The organism is Vibrio sp. 1402 (assembly GCF_033340275.1).
Genome location: NZ_JAWOWE010000004.1, coordinates 184,363 through 203,018, shown reverse-complemented (window position 1 = coordinate 203,018; position 18,656 = coordinate 184,363). Strand labels below are relative to the sequence as shown.

Here is an 18,656-nt window from a genome sequence, read left to right as displayed (position 1 = left end):
CATGACAATGATGTACCCAAGCTACCTGCCACATCCTCAGTTTCCCGACAAAATCGAACAGATGTCCAATCGTATTTCCACGGAAATGTCGACAGGGCGTACTCGTGACCGTCGTCGGCATGTCATCGTGCCAACGTTCCAAACCTTGGTATTTAGGATGCCAAAGGACAAAGCATCGGCGTTTCTTGGCTGGGTAGAGCATGCACTTAGTGGTGGCATTCGTTGGTTTACCTTAAACCAGCGCACCGAGCTGGGCGTAGTTCCCCTACAAATCAAAATGAAACACCACCCACTCAAAGACGCCAAGCAAAAAGGTGGCAAGTTTTACTACACCGTGAAATGTGAAATTCGCCAATACCCAATTCAAAGCGAAGAAATCACCGTAGGCCAAATGTTAGCACCACACACTCTCGAGGAGCTTGTGGAAGGTGCTGACATGAGCCGCTATTACACAGAGAGCTGGAAGCAATGACAGAGAGCAATAACTTTTTTGAGTTAACGGAAAGGCAACGGAAGAACGTTGACTGGCTAAATCAGGTGTTAAAAGGCTCTGAAAGCGAGTCGGTTTATATTGATGAGGTTTTAAAGCCAACCATCAGTCGAGATATTGCGGAGAGATTCCTAGATTTAACGTTATCTCAACGAATGGGACTCGTTTCTTTTAACTCGCACGCTAATCTATTGGCATACACTCCCGACCCTGAGCATGTTAACTCTTCATTTAAAGTAACTAATGACCCTGACAAGTCTAAAAATGGCTATTACCACTGGTCAGGTTCGGGGTATGAAAAAGATGCAGAACTGGTATCACGATTTATTGATGAGAGCAATAGCAGTGAGGGTGTAAGCGGTGCAGCGGTTGCGGACTATGCAAAGGGTGCGACCAGCTTTAAAAACATTACCGGACCATTGATTGATAACTCATTAATTAATGCAACAAATGGTGTAGCCACAAGCAATGAAAATTATAAGCGAACCGATTTTATCCCAACCGAAGAAGGGGCATTACTGACGTATATTGGTGCGTGTAAAGGTATGACGGGTTTTTGCTTTTACGATGAAGATAAAAACTATCTCCCTGAAGGCGCTTTTTATGCCGATCTAGACCCAGAAATAACAGTTCTTGAGCGAAAGACTGTCGTAGCCCCAACTGGCGCAAAGTATTACCGAGCTTGCTTTGATAAGCGAGAATTAAATACGGCTAATGCGGCAATCATGCTTATGTCCGTTCCTTTGCAGTCACTCACTAGCGATGGCGGTGTTGACGTTAAAAAAGCAGTGACGTTTAGTGATTACGTTAGGAATAACGAGTCTATTAACCTTGTCGACTTGAATGTGAAAAAAGAGAATGTAGCGATTGTTGCTGCGAATGGTCTTGAAGCAAGCAATCATGAATACGATTCAACCGACTTTATTGAAATCGACTCCTATCCGTGGAACGCTATTTACGAAGGGTATTTTTTTAACCAGACGGGGATAGTCGGTTACGACAAGGATAAAAACTTTGTAGAAACAATAGCAACTGGTGGCTCTGGTGGCGTTGACTTCCTAAAAATAAAGATCACAAACGAGGAAATAAAATATATTCGTGCGTGCTCTAAAAAGTCAGAAACTCCAGTATTTAAGATAAATAAAACCAGTTCGGATTTGATGTTTGGTCGCTTTTTTGAAAATAAAGAGTTAATCACAACAGACAATGTTGTTAATGATGAAATGATTGATGCCTCGAATGGCAACTCTGCGAAAAACGACACGTATGATCGAACGGATTTTATCCCAGTAAGTTCAGATAAGGTTTACCGATGGACGGGGTATGTGACCATCCAAACTGGTCTTGTGGGTTATGACGAAAACTTTCAATATGTCGATGCTATATTATGGCCACTCCGAGATGGATTTACTGGTCCAGTTGAAGAGTGTACTTTCCGACCAACGGAACAGATGAAATACGTTCGTTCATGTACTAAAAAGTCATTGGCCACCAAATCGCACAGCATTAAGGTTTTTCAGCCGCGACTTGATGAAAAGATAGAAGAAAGGGTTAAATCAAGTGAGGTTGAGCTTGCAAAGCAGAGTTATATAGACCTAGCTAAGCGAGCAGTCGTGACTGACGGAGAAGGCATTAATACGAGTAATGGTGCCACTTACAAGAATGAAGGCTGTTTCCGAACCGATTACATCCCCGTCACACCGAATGAAAAAGTAGAGTTTAAGGGCCGAACTATTTCACTGACTGGCATCGCTGGTTACGATAAAGATAAGCAGTATGTACAGGCCATTTCCTCCAGTGAGGAAACGCTCCATAAGATATACACGATACCTGAGAATGTCTTTTATATTCGAGCGACCTCCTACTATGGTTATCCTCTTTCACTTGAGTCATCGATCATCTCGCCAGAGTTAGATCCGAAAACAGATAGTGATGTTATCGTTAACTTTGTGAGTTCAACGCGCTTTGACGTGCTATCAAAGTGTCCCGACGGCTCTTATGTTACCCATCAGTTCTCCTGGGTAGATAGACCTCAGTTTACTGACCGAGGTTGGTATAGTCCTTCGATTTATCATAATAGTAAGCTATTAGCCCAGGGAAACATCAATATGATCCACATTATGCGGTTGGATGGGGCGGACGATAATATCTATGTGGGTTTAATGCATGGCTGTGAGATGGAGTTATATACGCAATTTTTCTTAGATGGTAAACGCTTCGACCCTAAAAAAGACACAGGAAGCCTCTACGGCACAGAGTTTAGAGTGCAGATGCTCTCAGAGTTCTACACGCCAGACAGGCAAGCAAGTGTCGATTTGGGCACTGAATACACCGTCGCTAAATTACCATTGGAGAAACGCGCACAAAGGTTCTCAGACTTTAAAATAAGCGCAAACAATGTGATACATCGCTATCACAAGCTAAAGGTTTTGGTCGACAACGCAAAATTCAGTGATATTTATGGCGCCATGCAACAGACCAACCCACCAGTAATGAATGGCACTATCACCACAAATGATAAAGATGGTTTGCGAAATTATTTCCCTAGCGCCCCCGAGCAGCCAGAGCCATTACCACCGGCAACTATTACGATGAATGGTTCTACATACGGTGACAAAAATTCATTTGCAACGACTGTATCTGCAGAAGGCGAAGATGATGATTACACGTATCTTATGAGTACCACCTCGGAAAATGCAGACAGCTCGCAGCGTTGGAAATGCCATCTTCGTGCGTGGTTGACGAGAAGTAATGCGCACAAGTTTTATTTTCAGCCAGTTATCACAACAACAATCACAAACGCATACCCAGAATATCCTACAGATATTTTTAATACTGGAGATGTGATTGAAGTTAAATCAGAAACAAGGTTGATGGTCAGCAAAAAATGAAATCCATAGAGGTCTACTATGCCTCTGCTCCTGTCGATAAAATCCCCATCCACACCATAGAAATCAAAAATGAAGATGCGTATCAGAAAGGCGAGCCGGAATCGGTCATTCGTCTGGCTGACGGTTTCTATCATCTTGAAGTCGACGGTGTGGAAGGCATTTATCTTGGGTTAGAAACAGGGGTAGAGACTTTCTTTCGAGCGTCGGCGTTCGGGGTGTCATTGCCGGGTAAAAGCGTCAAAGGGAAACAGAACCTGCAATTCCAGATTGATAACGTGACGGGCGAGGCCCGTCGCTTTATTGATAAAGCCATGGAAGATGGCAGCAAAGTGACCATCACGTATCGCTTTTACTTGTATCCCCATGTCTCGGCACCTGCCGAGCCACCCCTCACGCTGACGGCGGTCAGTGAAAAAGACAACATCCAAACCGTTGGCGTTGTCGCGTCGTTTCATGACTTGGTGAACCGAGCATGGCCAAAGCGCCGCTACACGCCAACAATCACCAAAGGACTCAAGTACCAGGGGAACTAATGACTTTAAATGAGTTAATGGCGGTGCCTTATCTTGACCATGGTCGTGACGAGCATGGTCTGGATTGTTGGGGTTTTGTTCGTTTGGTTCGCCACCATCATCACGGCTTACCCCTATTGGATAGCTTTGGGACCGTGGACCCAGACGACAAAGCAGGCATGACCGACGCCTATCACCAATTGGTGGGTGGTTATGTTGAAACCGCCCCGATAGACGGCGCAATCGCATGTCACCTGATTGAAGATACTTTGGTGCATGTGGGTGTCGTGGTGAATGAAAACGGGCTTAAAGTGGCTCAAACAGGGCGAAAAATGGGCCGACCTTGGCTCTGTAGCCTGTCTGATTTTGAGCGTATGTCACTAATTACTAGGTACTACATCGAACATGACTGTACTAGCGGTTTATCCCAACAAGCTCAATCGCAGTAAGTGCGAGTTTACCCCAATCAAACCTGGGCAAACGCTCAATGATTGGATGGCTGCGAACATCAAAGGTTACTACGTATCAGAAACGCCGCCGTTTTCTTATTTCGTGAATAAAAAACAGCGCATTTCCTCAGATTGGTTTGATTATATTTGGCAAGACGGTGACTTAGTGGAATTGGTTGCCGAGCCGAAAGACCCTGCAAGTATCGCTTATGCGGTGATCGCAGTGGTGGCGGCTGGCGCTGCCATCTACGCCATGAACCAAATTCCTGACAACTTCCAGAAAACCATGCCAGAAGGCAGTCCGATTTATGAAGCCAACGCACAAGGCAACCGAGTGCGATTGATGGGGGTAATCCCTGAGCTGTTTGGACGCCACAAAACCTTCCCTGACATCATCAGTGAGCCGCATTGGTATTTCTCAGAAGATGAAGAGTACCTGCTCATGATGACCGCCATTGGCAATGGCGAGTTTGAGCTTACGGGCGACGACATTACCATCAGTGACACGCCAGTGTCGAAATACGCAGGGGACATCAGTTATCAGGTGTTTGCGCCAGGGGAGGACGTGACCAGCCACCCAGCGCACGAAAACATTTACACCTCACGCGAGGTCGGTTCGACGTCTTCCACGGCAGGGATCGAGCTAGAAGGGCCGATTAACTCCATCACTCCGAGGCAAGTCAATGTGGTGGACGATACGCTCGGCGTGGTGAGCGATGTGGATGGGCTCGCCACAGAATACTGGCCTGTTGAATGGGAAGCTGGCCACATCATCAAAATATCCGGCTCGCCTGGTATTCGTGAGATCACCGAAACAAGCGGTGATGGTGGCTGGCGAAACGAAGATGGAGCAGACATTCTTAACTTTTGGTCGCGTGACCCTGATTTGCATAACTGCAAACAAGGCGATTATGTTGAATACCCGACCAACTATTACGTCCCACATGAAGCCGACCCCGTGGTGGAATATTCCGTGGGCATGGTGGACATTAAGCAGACGTTCGAGGTTTATGGCGAGACGTTCTATGCACTGCGCATCCTTAATGGTGAGGGCTACTGGATAACGGTCGACACCGTACCGTCAGAAACGCGCCATCATCCCATCAAGTTTCACGGCACGGACGATGGCCGCTATATCATCCGTGAAGCGAACAACCCGAAAGGCCGAGTCGATAGGCTTTATCCCGAAGGGACGAAAGCACAGGTGTGGTGGGATGTTTTCACGCATCAAGGCGAGAACAAAGGGTGGACGCTTGAAACCGAAGTGGCGCTGCCTGGTAAACCTGCAGGTCCACACTTTGCCTGCCCAGCTTCAGAGGTGGCCGATAAGATTTACATCGACTTCAAACACCCTGACGGCCTTGGATACGTGAACAAGAACGGCGACACCAACGCGCTCACTGTCGAGGCCATGATTGAATGGCGCGGAGAGGGAGAAACCGAGTGGAACCAAGTCAAGTACGAGCGCCGAGACGGCACTCGCGATCAGCTTGCGGAAACTATCGAAATAGACTTAGGTCGTAAAGTTCGTCCTGAAGTGCGCGTGTATCGCATCACCAACGACAATAAAGACCTCAAGTATTTGGATCGCATCGAGTACCGTCGATTGAAAGCGCGACTTGACAGCAACACCAAGTATGACGACTTCACCACCATTGCCTTCAAAATCCGTGGCAGTAACTCGCTCTCGCGAAGCGCGGAGAATAAGCTGGGCGTGGTGCCAACTCGTAAGCTGCAAATTCCAGATGGGTTAGGAGGTTGGACGCAAGAGCTTTACCCGACCCGAGACATAGCACCGGCTATCCGCTACATCATTCTTGATAGTGGATTGAGTGATGTTCACATCGGTCATTACGAGCTGCTGCGTTTGCATGAGGTTTGGAAGGCCAGAGGGGATACGTTCGACGCAGTATTCACCGACAGCAGCACCTTGTTCGAGGTATTGAAGAAAGTCTTGCTCGTCGGTTATTCCGAGCCAACGCTCAAATACGGTCAAATCATTCCGGTACGGGATGAGCCAAGAACCACTTTTGACTTTCAGTACCAACCGGACAACATGCTCGGTAAAGGCTTGGAGCGCTCAGGCAGCTTTATCCGCGAAGAAGAGCCCGACGGTGTGGAGGTGGAATACTTCTCCACTCTGACATGGAAACCGGAAACCATAATGTGCTTGCTGCCTGGTGACCTCGGAATCAAACCGGAGAAAGTCAGAGCGTTTGGAGTGACCGACCCAACTAAAGCGTGGCAATTTGGTATGCGAGTGCGACGTAAGAAGCGCTACCGACGCTTTCAGTATTCATTCCAAACCGAGATGGATGCCTTTAACTCTAACTACCTCGATTACGTTGCTTTGGGTGACGATGTGCCAGGTTACGCGCAAAGCGGCAGGTTAGAAGGGTTTAGCATTCAGAACGGCAAGACGCACCTATGGCTGGACTTGCCACTGGAATGGGAAAGCGGCGTGCATCACATTACCGTCCGAAAACCCGACGGTAGGGCATCAGGGCCGCATGTTTGCACCAAAGGGAGTCATCCTAACGAAGTCATCATCACCAGTAACTTGGGCTTTACGCCCTCACTCGACGGTGAAATGGAACCACCATTGTGGCTGTTTGGGCCTGCGGATAAGTGGTGTTATCCAGCGCTCATTAACGATGTGACGCCACAAGGCACTGAGAAGTGCAGCGTTAAGGCGGTGAACTATGATGTGCGCGTGTATGAGGATGATGAAAACGAACCAGACGAACAGGGGTACCCAAAAGTGGCTTAAAGAAGCGCCCTAAATTCGTAATAGTTCTTCTATTAGCTTTGCTAGTTTTGACTAATGAGCTCTAGCCGAAATCAACATCATACTTTTTGAGTTGCTCAAGGTAGCCTAAGCGCATAGGTAAATACAGAGTATTTTCTTCTTCGGAAGTTGGTTGAAGATTAAATGGCAGACAGCTGTGAATTAAAGAATTGTACATAAGTCCCTTATGTAATTAATATGTTCGTCAATTTGTGACAGTTTTAACCTAAGCACAAAAACGGGTTTAACTCATTGACCGAGTTAGCTTATTAAGGGGAGCATTATTCTTTTTGAAGAGTTAAAAAGAAAATGGAAAAGGTTATTTTAGGTAAGTCTCCCGTTCTGAAGCTCCCTTTAAGGCCAAAGAACCCGTCAGGATTGGAGATGGCGATATATAGATTTCAGGTTAAAGCGTACAAGCATTACCACAAGATAAAGGATCTAGATAAAACCTCGCCTAAAGAGGTTAAAGAAGCAGAGGAAACAATTGCTCATTTGAATAGAGAACGAGCCAAGATTAATGCGCATGCACAGTTGCAAGAGCAGTTGCTTGCAGATTTGGAAGCGTATCGAGATGATAACAAAGGTAAATCTAGTCCTGAGCTGGGGATGGAAAATCACCATCCTACAAATCGCTTGGTAAGTAACTTGTATGCTGTTTCAGAGCCGCAACCATCCCCAAATCATGCGGCGCATCATATCGTTATGGGTAATGGTCGAGTTAGGGCCATGACTGACGCTCGGTTGCAAATGTTCATATTTGGGATAGGCATTAACGACTCTATGAATGGTATTTGGCTACCACGTTCTACCGCCTACAAGGGGCATTACACTACACCAAATTCACCGACGCATTCGCGCATACATGGCAACAATTATCAGAGATGGGTTGGTAGATTGGCCGATATTCGTCACAATGAAAGCGCATTTAGATCTAGACTTGTGAGAATCAAATCTCAGTTAAAGGATGGTTCTTACCCTCCCCAAATCCTTATGAAGAAAGACCCAACTTGGAACCCACCTGAATGAGTATATACCAAATAAGAAATCTCAATCGTTACTTTAAAGTTCTTGAGCATGACCCGTTCCAAAGGGCTATGGCTGCGGGCGATGGAGCTCTGTTGGATAGGCTTTTTAATGAGCCAGTAAGAGCACTAGGGCTGGCCGACGTTTGGGTAGAAGAGAGTGTTAAATTTACCGCTCACTACAAAACGTCTGTAAAGATTCCAGACATATCCGTATGGGGATCATGGTTGGTACTAACGCCTCGAGCGGTTGAAGTGTTGAGGCCATACATTGAAACAGATGGTGAATTTTTACCTATCGTGATAGATGGTGAGAAGTTTCAGGTTTTCAATGTCATGAGCTTCGGCGAAGAAGACAAGGAACACACGAAACACGAATACATTGATGGCCATCCGGCAGGATTGGAAATGCTCAAGTTCGTCGAGTCTAGTGTTACAGATAAGTACGTTTTTAAGTCGTTTATGCAAGGGTGTAACTTGCTGTATTGCGATGACAAGCTAAAGAACTTGTGTAATGAACATGACTTGCGTGGTGTTGAATTCGATTTAGATCTACTGGATGTATTTGACTATTAATCAGCTGTTTTAGATGTAACTAAACTTATCAGCGCATCAAATCGCTTTGTGCTTAGTTTGAACGCTGATAAGTACCCTTAGTAACTTCACATTGTTCTGAGGTAAAGTTAGTTTTAGTGACTCAGACTCGATCTTACACATTCGCGGGTTAGCCACGACTAGATCATATAGTCGGCTTGCTGGAGTCAAAACTCACAATTGGACATGGATGTGTTTGAAAGTTCTTCACTACGTCTGAAAGAACTACATCCCGAAAACTTGCCAGAGGAGTGGGAACAGTACCCTTTCATCAAACCACTTAGCGATACAGAAACGATGCTTTGTTGAGTTATGACTATGATGATTTGATTGTCCCATCGTGCGCTATCAATACCTAACTTACTTTGTCGTTACACAACGAAGTCTGCCTTTCCCTGTATGCAAACATCGTGATCAATCCAGAAAAGAAGCAAACAGGAAAAACTATGTTGGACACCCTGCACCAGAGTACTCGAATAGAATGTTCACGGCTTAGTCATCGGTCTTTACTTACCTTTGTATGCTCAGAAACCCTGTGACGTGAAATTGAGGCTTTTATCAAGGCGGAGCGGTATAAACTTGGAGCTGCTTCCATTTTCTACAATTTGTGATGCATATGCGCTCTATGGATATTCACAAGATCTACAATTTTGAGAAATCAAATCTACATAGGTGGCTGATCATGAAATACTTGGTTTACACAACCCTAGTGGCACAATTGATGGGTTGCAGTGCCACTCTAAAGACCACTTCAACTGGTACTGACGCCATTCCATCTGGTACTCCAATCCCGTTACCAGGTTCACTGTTGCAGGTGACACAAACGTATACGCTAACAGGGTGCAAGCAAGAAGCCCCAAACCAAACTCCTCAAATAACCTTTGACTCGGAGATTGACGTTGTTCCATTATTTTTCCCAGCTCAGTATGTACACGTTGACCCCAAAGAAGCCTCAAGGTTTAACAACATGATGGCTGTTACCGCTGAATACCATAATAACGGACTCACTAAGAGCTTTTCTGTAAAAGGAGAAGACAAGACTGTTGATATCGCAGCGTCCACAATAAAAGGTGCGATCAACATTGTACTCGCATCCCAAGGCATCCCCCTAATCGAGATACCTAAGGCAGAAGGCTACGTCCCCTCAAAATCACCAGAGGTCAAGTGTAAACACTCTGATAGCAGCAAGGCGCCAGTGCTAACCGACACAACGATTTTGCAGTTTAAGGAGATTGCAGGGGCGAAACATGACTTCACTCCAATGGATAGCTCACAGTTCCAGCAATGGTTTGAAGGTGATATTAGCACCATAAAAGGGATAAACTTGCCTAATCAGAAAGACGCTGCTTTCACAGTGGAACTGTTGGCTTTAGGAGGGGCGCCGAACCAAGACGGAGATTATCCATACAATGCACAGCTTAAGGGTATCACAAAGACCTCAAATAGCATGCCGCAAGGCGTACCTATCGCTATGCCAGGCGCGGGACTATTAACTGTAACATCTAGCGACGGCAAGGTGACGAGATCTGAAATGATATCGCTACCAGAACTTGGCCATATTTCATTCATTGGTTATAGCACAAGAATAGGCAAGGATAATGAACTCAACATCTTGTCCTCCGAGCATGGAACCATTACCAAAATTGAATACAAGGAAACGAAAAACGAGGTATCAAAAGGCATAGACGATATAAGCCAAGCGATAGCTTCCTACGAAAGTGCTAAGACTGCTCAAGATGCCACCGAAGAAACAAAAGCACAAGAGCAATCTAGTAAGCTTATAACCGCCAAAGTACTGGCAATATCGATGAGTTATGGGATAAAGCAACAGCATAACCTCACTGACACGGAGGCGGCATCGAGAGTGGGTATACTGACGAGTGCGCTCAGCAAGATTGACCTAAATAATCCACAACAACTTGAGTCCATTAAAAGTGCAAACAACATAATTGCCAGCAATGACACATTGAGTAAAGCACTATCAAATCTCTAATTGCGTCTCCCCGGACTGGCCTAGGGCGAAATGTTGAGACTTACTGACTCATACTCGCCTTACATATATTGTGAAGAGTCGCGACTAACTTGTACAGACTATCGTGACTCATTATTGGACATAAATGTGCTAGCTGTTCTACGTGGGCTCGCTGAACTGAGATTAGTACAGTTTATTACTGCTGGCTTCTATGATTAAAGTTGCTCTATACCAAGTGAAACCCAATTATCGATAGTTTTACCATTTTCTTGAACTTCTCGCATTTCATATCGCTCAACCCAAGTCCCCTTAAGTTGCACTTCTTGTTCGAGTATAAGTTGATGCTTACCAAAGATTTTTTTTACCGTCCCTTTCGGAAACTTGATCAGTTCAATCGGAACGTAAATGGTTATAGCAGAATCGTAATAGCTCTTGGTTTTTTTCCAGAACTTTAACTTCTCGCGCAACCTTATTAATCCTTGTTTATAATCTTTTGAATCTTCAGGTCTACCGTAATGCCCCCATGTAACCTTCGTGGGATGATCCATCTTTTTAACAAACTCACGACCTAGTTTAGTTTTCCCTAGGAAACCAGAAGATTTGTCAGGGTACGGTGTTAACACGCCCGAATTTATCTTTTGATTCAAGACTTCGCTGCTAGCTTTGTGAGTAAAAGCCACATACTCGTGTTTCTGAAAACCCTTCATGAACCTAGAATTGTCTATTGAAGATCCAATATCTAATCCAATCCAAAGCAGCGGATATATCAGTATTAGTGACGCAATCAAAATGTAATCATCGTATAATACTGAAATCCAATTTGTATAACTCATCATTAAAGACACAGTTAAAAACTGGACAGGACTTATTAGAAATCCGATTAGTTTTGCTGCATTTCGATTGATGAAAGATGGTTCTTGTTTTGTGCGTATGTCTTGTGCTTTTTTTAGATCTGTAATCATAAATCTGTCAGTTTTTAGAGCCAATACCTTTCAGCATTTGCATAGAGGCTCTTGACCATCAAGCCTAAGTAAATGACGATGGCTGTTAGAAAAGCTTTATTTATATAGTAGAGTACTTTTCAATACAAGTTACTTGCCTTTTTTAGATAGTAAATACCCCCATATAATCAAAAGCTTGATGTGTTGAATTGATTTTGCAATTCGTATCGTGAGCATCTCGTATCTGACGGATATTGAAACTGACCTCCTCAGAAGCATTAATGGAAAGCTCTAGCTCAGATTTAAGATTTTGCTTAACCATAAAATCAAGAATACAGATAGACTATTCATAAGTTTTTTTGATCAATGGTGAGGGAAGACAAACTCACGTTGAGGCAGAACCGATTTAGGGCAACCTGTCAGATATAGTCACATCGAGATAAAGAAACTGACAGATTGCATTCAGACTAATTCAAGTTAGTTGATAAATGGGGCAAATTTGGGGCAATAATGGGGCGAGTTAAGCATACATTTTTAAATGTTTAGGATTTCTTTTGGTCATCTATGAAATGACTAGGAGAACCTTCATGTAGAGTTGGGCTTCTTAATTTATTGATTTTTATTGATTTATTTTCAATCCACCAATGACAGATCATTTTTGTGGTTGACATGATGAACTGCAGTATATATTTGCGTGGTTTTTACATCAGTATGCCCTAATTGTTCCTGAACAGTTCTAATGTCTGCGCCAGATTCCAATAAGTGCGTGGCAAAACTGTGTCTTAGTGTGTGGCAAGTTACAGTTTTCTCAATGCTTGCGTCGCTTGCCGCGCGCTTTACTGCTCTTTGTATTGCGCTTTCATTGATATGATGCCTTCTCAATTCACCAGTATCTCGATCTACGCTTAACTTTGTTGATGGAAACAAAAAGTGCCAGTTAAAATCTAGCTCCGCTTTTGGGTATTTACGTCGTAAACCTTCAGAGATGTATACGCCCGCATAACCAGGCATGTGTCTATCTTTAAAGTAATAGTTTCTTGCTAAATTAACTTGAGCTTTAAGTGGTTCATGCAGTTCTTTGGCTAATGTGACTGTACGATTTTTACCTCCTTTTCCTTGCCAAACGCGAACTGCACCATAATCATAATCGATGTCTTGAACTCGTAAGCGTAAACATTCCATCACTCGAAGCCCTGAGCCGTAAAGCAGCTGAATATGGAGTCTATACCTCGGGTCGATATGCTGAACGAATCTTCGGATCTCCTCCCTGGTTAACACAACGGGAAGTTTCTTTTCGGTCAAGGATTTCTGAAATCTCATATCAAGTGATAGTGGGGTTTTGAAATAATCACGATATAAAAATGATATTGAGTTCAGCGCCAAAGCTTGCGTTTTTACCGCAACTTTTTCTTCTACCGCTAAGTAACTCAGAAATTGAATGACATCATCTTCTGCTAGTGTTGATGGGTGTGCAAGCTGGTGAAAAGTGATAAAGCGTTTTATCCAAAATAGATAACTTTCGATAGTTTTATTCGCATAATGACGAGTAAGCATGTGCTCTTTTACACTAAGTAAAAACTGACTTTTCATGATAAATTAACCTGTTTATTTATACAGATCCGTTAATGTATCACCACTTTTGAAATTAGCGTGCTGTGCGCCGCCTAATTGCGCGCGCTACCACACATATTCATACTGTTTTTCTATTTGTTTCATATATATAAGTGCTACGATTGATAGCGCTTTTGATAAGAAAGAAGGCGATAGTCTGCCAGAAAAACGGCAAATCGCCGTATAGAAAGCGTTATGTGTTTTGAAGAAAATTTGAATCTCGAGGAAGTATGTTTTTATTTGTATTGGGGGCTATTGTAGGCTTTTTTGCTGCAATGGTTGTTTTGTCCTCTATTTTGATTACAGGTGTTACCTTTGATATGGCTGTTTGGACAAACATCATCATTGCAATTGGTACAGCAGTAGCGGCGTTTATCCACTATGACTCAGTTAAAAAACAGCGGAAAGACAGAATTTGGGAAATTAATAAAAATGTCCTTTTGGAGTTACTGGACTTGGTATCACAAGCAATTGAAGAAACGGAGTTTTCTTTAGATCCACAATATGCGCATGAGGTAAATCATCAGCCAAACACTAAGGTGTGGGGTAAGTTAAAATCACAAACTAACCTCGCTCTAAATGTTTATGGTCCACTCATGAGTAAAGAGCTAGTTGGTCATATCGAAACTTCTAAAAAGTTAGACGAGCAAATTCATGATGAGGTTTTCTTTGCTGACCTAGACCACCAAGATGCCTATGAAAGGTCACTAGAAAACAGGCAAGCTTTACAGTTACAACTTAAAAAGTTTATTTCTGAGATGTCGGGAGTACACACATAACAAACTGTTCAAGAGTGATTCGCAACGCTTGGCATTTTTGCTATGCGTTGCGTTTTGTGTTTAAGGTGGCATGCTGGAGCTTCGGTACTGCGTTGCTCACACCTTAACAGAGCGTTATTTCCGCAACGGATCTCTCAGGCTGAATGTACGTGATTGTAGCCTAAGAGTGAAAGTGGCGGGGTAATAGGGTGGAAAAGCGGCGAAAAGGGCGAATATTGGTCATTTCCATGCTAGCCTTAAAGCGCTTTAAGCGCACCTTAATATGGCGCAGCAATTAAAGAGTGAATATGGCGCAGCAATTAAAGAGTGACGCTAAAGCGATTTAAGGTAGTGAGCTGCCAAATACTTCGGCTTCGATTTTTGCCTGCATGCCGAAAATTTCTCGTCATATCAAAAGATTAGGCGTAAACATAGCCGACTTTAGTTGCGGAATAACAAGACGTTCAAGGCGATTCGAAACGCATTGGGGTTTTAGTGCCCAAATAGGCACGGATTTATCAGAGTTTATTTTAGGTTAGGGTGCATGTGCGTCTCTCACACCTTAACTGCGCGTTAGTCGCCAGAAAAAGCTAGCGGTCAAAATCATGTTTCTAAGCTCAAAACTTGGCTACTGGTTGTTTGATTCATAGCTCCATCTTCGACGGTCAAAGCTCAGTTTCATCGGTTCTGAATCAATGCATTGCTAATTTCCAAGCGGTTGTTTCGTTCTTTGGTGGTGATAGAGCGGGGCAATCGAAAATCTGTTTTTGGTTGCAACTCCGCTCGGTGAGTTTGTTGGTTTAAAAGCTTATTTACTTGCTGAAAGGACGTTTTCTCTGGTGTGGTAAGTTCCACGTGGTTTCAGTGACTTTGTTGAAATTCCGCACTGTGAGATTGGCTTTCCAAAAGTGTTTTTTGGTGTTGTCAGTCCGTTTTCTACGGCGTTGTTTGTTCCAAGTGGTTTCATTGAGTAGCCGCTTTGAGACTACGCCTGACGCAAGTGCATCGAAGCACATAAAGTTTGTTGTTCGCAAAGTTTATTTAGTTCGGCTTAAAATTGTCGCTCGGTGCCTCGCGACTAACAAACTGCTCAAGAGGGATTCGCAACGCGTGGCATTTTTACTATGCGTTGATTTTAGTGATTAAGGTGGTTTGCAGCGGCTTCGGTATTGCGTTGCTCACCCCTTAGCAGGGCGTTAGTACGGGGTTGGCATCAAAAGTTAACATTTTCAGAGTTTATCGGTTTCTCTGCTTTGCTTTACACCAGTTCAAATGTGCCTTTCACGTTCGCTCCGGTGGCACTATATGTAAAGTTTTCGCTTTGATTTCAGCGTTTACGGTTTCTAACTTTCGGGCTATTTCTCTGGTGTTGTTTCTTTGGTGCAGCGACATTTTAGGTAAAAATTCGCTTCTTTGTCACAGCTGTTCAAGCGTGAAGCCCGTATCCTTTGCTAATTTGAAAGCGGTGAAAAAGGGCAGTTAAGCATGTTTTTCTTCTAGCCAACTTATGTCTTTAAGTTAGTTTTCAGTTTGGCAGTTGTCCGTTTGGTTTCAGTGTTTTTAGCTATGAATTTCGTGCTATATTTCAATATCTTGGCGTGTGCCAAAGGCTATAAGGGCAGCGTGCTAACAAACAGTTCAAGTGGGATTCAGCACGCGTGGCATTTTTGGTATGCGTTGGTTTCGGTGTTGAAGTGCCATGCAGTAACATCGGTATTGCGTGCTTCACCCCTTAACTGGGCGTTAGGGCGCAAGGAGGAAACCATGATCAGTCATTTCGATCATATTGTTCTTACAGTTTCAGATATACGGAGAGCAGTTGATTTCTACACACGAGTTTTGTGCATGGAAGACGTAACTTTTGCGAATGGGCGTAAGGCGGTAGCGTTTGGAAATCAAAAAATTAACTTTCAACTCCTGGGCGAAGAATCACGGAATGTTGCTAATGTCGGATCAGGCGATGTTTGTTTAATTTCAACTTGGTCATTGGCTAAGGTAATCGATCATTTGAACAAAGAAAATGTCAAAGTTATCGAAGGTCCAGTTGAAAAGTCAGGAGCAGTAGGTGCAATCCAATCAGTTTACTTTTTGGACCCTGATAAAAATTTAATCGAAGTAAGCGTTTATCAATAGGCTCAACGCCCTAACAAACGCTTCAAGACGGATTCGCAACGCGTGGCATTTGTGGTTTGCGGTAAATTTGGTGATTTAGGTGGTGTGCGGAAACATCGCATTGCGTTGCTCACCACTTAAGCGGGCGTTATGCCGCTATATGAAAAACGGGAGAGGACATGAAAGGGGAAATTGTTCGCTGGGTTGATGAGCGAGGTTTTGGGTTCATAAATTCCAATGAACTGGATGGTGACATTTTTGTTCATGTATCCAAGTTCTAAAAAGGATACCGACGCCCTCGAATAGGGGACCAAGTAGAGTTTCAACTGGCAAGTGTTCAGCCTAAGTTAAGTGCGGAAAGTGCTCAGTTAGTCGGTGTCAAACCACAGAAAAGCAATTCTTTTTCAGTTGTATTATCAGCAGTTATCGTCGGTCTAATAGGCGCAGCCTTATATCTGTTTTATATAGAGCCTAAGCTAAACCCTGCATATGAAAATATGGGGTTTAGTTGCCAAGGTAAGACCTACTGTAGCGAAATGGCATCTTGTGACGAAGCAAAGTTTTATTTATCAAATTGTCCAAATGTCAAAATAGATGGCGACAATGATGGTATTCCTTGCGAGAGTCAGTTATGTGGTAGTTGGTAGGATCGGCATAACAAACTGTTTAAGAGTGATTCGCAACGCGTGGCATTTTTACTATGCGTTGGTTTTAGTGTTTAAGGTGGTATGCGGCGGCTTCGGTATTGCGTTGCTCACACCTTAACAGGGCGTTATATTTTTCTGAGGTTTCGATGGAACAAATAATTTCTAGATCATTTGATGAAATGGTCGCGACTTACACCCGAACGCTAACAAACTTTTATCCAGCGCGAGGGAGTACTGGTTTCACAGAAGCTAACCAAGTTCATATCTACGTAAATGCCCTAGTGAAATGTCTCGATGATGATCGAGCTGTATCATGGCTTGAGTTTCCTTGGGTTGAGAAAAAGCAGCACATTGATGGTTTTGTTTTTTCTCCTAAGCACAAAGCTGTTTTTTTCATTGAGGCAAAACGTTTATCTCACACAAAGAAAAAACAAGAAATTATAAACGATATTGAGCGTCTACATCATCGAGACAAACAGTTCCTTAATGACAATGGGGTTACCGGTTTCGAAAGTGAATACGTAGTTGCTTTATCTGATGTTTGGCTTGAGACAAAGTGGAAACGTTCGATGCCTGAATGGTGGTGTGGACTAAACAATGTACCAGAGCAAGTTGTGGTACATGGTTCACTTAGTACTCCAGATAGTACCATTCACAATAGCTTGGTTGATATAAATTGGCACCGAAGTACCCCATTTGCATACTGGATGGGTGAGCATTGTGAAAGCGTAAAAAACTACTGTTTACTGATGGCGGCATCAAAAATATAACAAACAATTTAAGAGTGATTCCCCACGCTTGGTATTTTTGGTTTGGATTTGGTTTAGTGTTTACGGTGTTCAAATTGAGTGTCGTGCTAGCGTGGCTCACACCTTAATTGGGCGTTAGCATTCAAATGGAGAATAAATGAAAAATGTATATTTAATTGGGAATGGATTTGATTTAAATCTTGGCTTGAAAACAAGTTACAGAGATTTTGTTAACTCGGATTTTTTTATAAAGCATGTTGGTACAGGCTTGGAACTATTTGAACATCTTCACCATGTTCATCAAGGTTCTAACTGGATCGATATAGAAAAAGAGCTGGAAATATTCTCAATCAAAAGTAATTCTTATAATTACTTTTTGTCAGAATACAAGGTTTTATGTCAATCGCTAAGGGACTATATAAACTTTATCGATACATCATTAATAGATTTTGACTCTGATGCTTATAAATTATTCTCAGAGAATGAGTTAAGTGACTTTATAGTTATTAATTTTAATTATACTGATTCTGTTTTTAATGTATTAAAGTCCTTAGGCTATGATGAAAGTGTACGTGAGCGTATTATACATGTTCACGGTAGCGTGGCTCAAAAAGAGATAATATTTGGAGTTGATGATAAAGCGGATATTAATCGTTCACACACATTTTTATATAAGTCTACTAGCTCTATATTTAATGGGCGTGATTGTATAAGTGCCTTAAATGACTTTGATAATCTGCATGTTTTTGGGCACTCACTTGGTGAGTCTGACCATATGTACTTTGGGTTTCTTCATTCTTTATCCGTAAGTGGTGCTCCGTATGGTCAAATGAAATCTATAAAATTATATCATTACGGAGAAGAAGCAAAATATGATATTTATCGACAATTACATAAATTAACTTATAGTGGGGTCTCGCAGTTAAAGAATAAGACAATTTATAAGGACATCGAGCTACAATAGAATGCTAACAATCTGTTTAAGAGTGATTCGCAACGCTTGGCATTTTTGCTATGCGTTGCGTTTAGTGTTTAAGGTGGTATGCGGTGGCTTTGGTATTGCGTTGCTCACACCTTAACAGGGCGTTATGTGCCACCAGAGTTTTGAGGCAATAAA

14 protein-coding genes and 1 pseudogene are annotated in these 18,656 nt (G+C 43.1%); 13 read left to right on the top strand and 2 right to left on the bottom strand.

Annotation, left to right across the window (positions count from 1 at the left end; all coding sequences use genetic code 11):
• The first annotated feature begins 1 nt into the window (after position 1).
• The 8 genes from R7044_RS09915 to R7044_RS09880 all read left to right on the top strand — a co-directional run bounded on the left by R7044_RS09915 (position 2) and on the right by R7044_RS09880 (position 10,742).
• Entirely contained in the window at positions 2-472 is a 471-nt protein-coding gene (locus tag R7044_RS09915; protein ID WP_225455529.1) for a hypothetical protein, read from the top strand.
• Positions 469-3,381 (top strand): hypothetical protein, encoded by a 2,913-nt coding sequence (locus R7044_RS09910; RefSeq protein ID WP_225455528.1) that lies wholly within the window; start codon positions 469-471, stop codon positions 3,379-3,381. The genes R7044_RS09915 and R7044_RS09910 overlap by 4 nt, the downstream gene beginning before the upstream one ends.
• A complete protein-coding gene (locus tag R7044_RS09905) occupies positions 3,378-3,914 on the top strand; it encodes a DUF1833 family protein (RefSeq protein ID WP_225455527.1) in 537 nt (178 codons plus the stop codon). Before R7044_RS09910 ends, R7044_RS09905 begins: the two co-directional genes overlap by 4 nt.
• On the top strand, positions 3,914-4,342 hold the full coding sequence (locus tag R7044_RS09900; protein ID WP_225455526.1) for a phage tail protein: 429 nt from the start codon (positions 3,914-3,916) through the stop codon (positions 4,340-4,342). Before R7044_RS09905 ends, R7044_RS09900 begins: the two co-directional genes overlap by 1 nt.
• Positions 4,299-7,112: a host specificity factor TipJ family phage tail protein gene (locus R7044_RS09895; protein ID WP_225455525.1), complete on the top strand. Its 2,814-nt coding sequence runs from the start codon at positions 4,299-4,301 to the stop codon at positions 7,110-7,112. Before R7044_RS09900 ends, R7044_RS09895 begins: the two co-directional genes overlap by 44 nt.
• A gap of 327 nt (positions 7,113-7,439) precedes the next feature.
• The gene (locus R7044_RS09890) at positions 7,440-8,159 is read left to right on the top strand and encodes an AHH domain-containing protein (protein WP_225455524.1); all 720 of its coding nucleotides are present in this window, start codon (positions 7,440-7,442) and stop codon (positions 8,157-8,159) included.
• Positions 8,156-8,731, top strand: a complete 576-nt coding sequence (locus R7044_RS09885; protein WP_225455523.1) for a hypothetical protein — start codon at positions 8,156-8,158, stop codon at positions 8,729-8,731. Before R7044_RS09890 ends, R7044_RS09885 begins: the two co-directional genes overlap by 4 nt.
• 700 nt (positions 8,732-9,431) lie before the next feature.
• Positions 9,432-10,742, top strand: coding sequence for a hypothetical protein (locus tag R7044_RS09880; protein WP_225455522.1), 1,311 nt, complete (start codon positions 9,432-9,434; stop codon positions 10,740-10,742).
• A gap of 194 nt (positions 10,743-10,936) precedes the next feature.
• Here R7044_RS09880 and R7044_RS09875 read toward each other — a convergent pair whose 3' ends face one another.
• Positions 10,937-11,683, bottom strand: coding sequence for a hypothetical protein (locus R7044_RS09875; protein ID WP_225455521.1), 747 nt, complete (start codon positions 11,681-11,683; stop codon positions 10,937-10,939).
• 612 nt (positions 11,684-12,295) lie between these two features.
• Positions 12,296-13,252 (bottom strand): integron integrase, encoded by a 957-nt coding sequence (locus R7044_RS09870; protein ID WP_225455520.1) that lies wholly within the window; start codon positions 13,250-13,252, stop codon positions 12,296-12,298.
• A gap of 251 nt (positions 13,253-13,503) precedes the next feature.
• On the opposite strand from R7044_RS09870, the gene R7044_RS09865 reads away from it, so the two are divergent.
• The 5 genes and pseudogenes from R7044_RS09865 to R7044_RS09840 all read left to right on the top strand — a co-directional run bounded on the left by R7044_RS09865 (position 13,504) and on the right by R7044_RS09840 (position 18,503).
• Complete coding sequence (locus R7044_RS09865) at positions 13,504-14,052, top strand: hypothetical protein (RefSeq protein ID WP_021453142.1); 549 nt, start codon at positions 13,504-13,506, stop codon at positions 14,050-14,052.
• Positions 14,053-15,795: 1,743 nt separating this feature from the next.
• Positions 15,796-16,164 carry a VOC family protein gene (locus R7044_RS09855; protein ID WP_069490974.1) on the top strand — a complete coding sequence of 123 codons (369 nt, stop codon included), beginning with the start codon at positions 15,796-15,798 and terminating at the stop codon, positions 16,162-16,164.
• Between the two features lie 158 nt (positions 16,165-16,322).
• A pseudogene (locus tag R7044_RS09850) lies at positions 16,323-16,790 on the top strand (cold shock domain-containing protein).
• A gap of 146 nt (positions 16,791-16,936) precedes the next feature.
• Positions 16,937-17,560, top strand: a complete 624-nt coding sequence (locus R7044_RS09845; protein ID WP_225455518.1) for a hypothetical protein — start codon at positions 16,937-16,939, stop codon at positions 17,558-17,560.
• Positions 17,561-17,696: 136 nt separating this feature from the next.
• Entirely contained in the window at positions 17,697-18,503 is an 807-nt protein-coding gene (locus tag R7044_RS09840; protein ID WP_225455517.1) for an AbiH family protein, read from the top strand.
• The last annotated feature ends 153 nt before the right edge of the window (positions 18,504-18,656 follow it).

Coding starts and splice junctions, on each gene's coding strand:
- R7044_RS09915 (WP_225455529.1), top strand. CDS start 2: ATGACAATGATGTACCCAAGCTACCTGCCACATCCTCAGTTTCCCGAC.
- R7044_RS09910 (WP_225455528.1), top strand. CDS start 469: ATGACAGAGAGCAATAACTTTTTTGAGTTAACGGAAAGGCAACGGAAG.
- R7044_RS09905 (WP_225455527.1), top strand. CDS start 3,378: ATGAAATCCATAGAGGTCTACTATGCCTCTGCTCCTGTCGATAAAATC.
- R7044_RS09900 (WP_225455526.1), top strand. CDS start 3,914: ATGACTTTAAATGAGTTAATGGCGGTGCCTTATCTTGACCATGGTCGT.
- R7044_RS09895 (WP_225455525.1), top strand. CDS start 4,299: ATGACTGTACTAGCGGTTTATCCCAACAAGCTCAATCGCAGTAAGTGC.
- R7044_RS09890 (WP_225455524.1), top strand. CDS start 7,440: ATGGAAAAGGTTATTTTAGGTAAGTCTCCCGTTCTGAAGCTCCCTTTA.
- R7044_RS09885 (WP_225455523.1), top strand. CDS start 8,156: ATGAGTATATACCAAATAAGAAATCTCAATCGTTACTTTAAAGTTCTT.
- R7044_RS09880 (WP_225455522.1), top strand. CDS start 9,432: ATGAAATACTTGGTTTACACAACCCTAGTGGCACAATTGATGGGTTGC.
- R7044_RS09875 (WP_225455521.1), bottom strand. CDS start 11,683: ATGATTACAGATCTAAAAAAAGCACAAGACATACGCACAAAACAAGAA.
- R7044_RS09870 (WP_225455520.1), bottom strand. CDS start 13,252: ATGAAAAGTCAGTTTTTACTTAGTGTAAAAGAGCACATGCTTACTCGT.
- R7044_RS09865 (WP_021453142.1), top strand. CDS start 13,504: ATGTTTTTATTTGTATTGGGGGCTATTGTAGGCTTTTTTGCTGCAATG.
- R7044_RS09855 (WP_069490974.1), top strand. CDS start 15,796: ATGATCAGTCATTTCGATCATATTGTTCTTACAGTTTCAGATATACGG.
- R7044_RS09845 (WP_225455518.1), top strand. CDS start 16,937: ATGGAACAAATAATTTCTAGATCATTTGATGAAATGGTCGCGACTTAC.
- R7044_RS09840 (WP_225455517.1), top strand. CDS start 17,697: ATGAAAAATGTATATTTAATTGGGAATGGATTTGATTTAAATCTTGGC.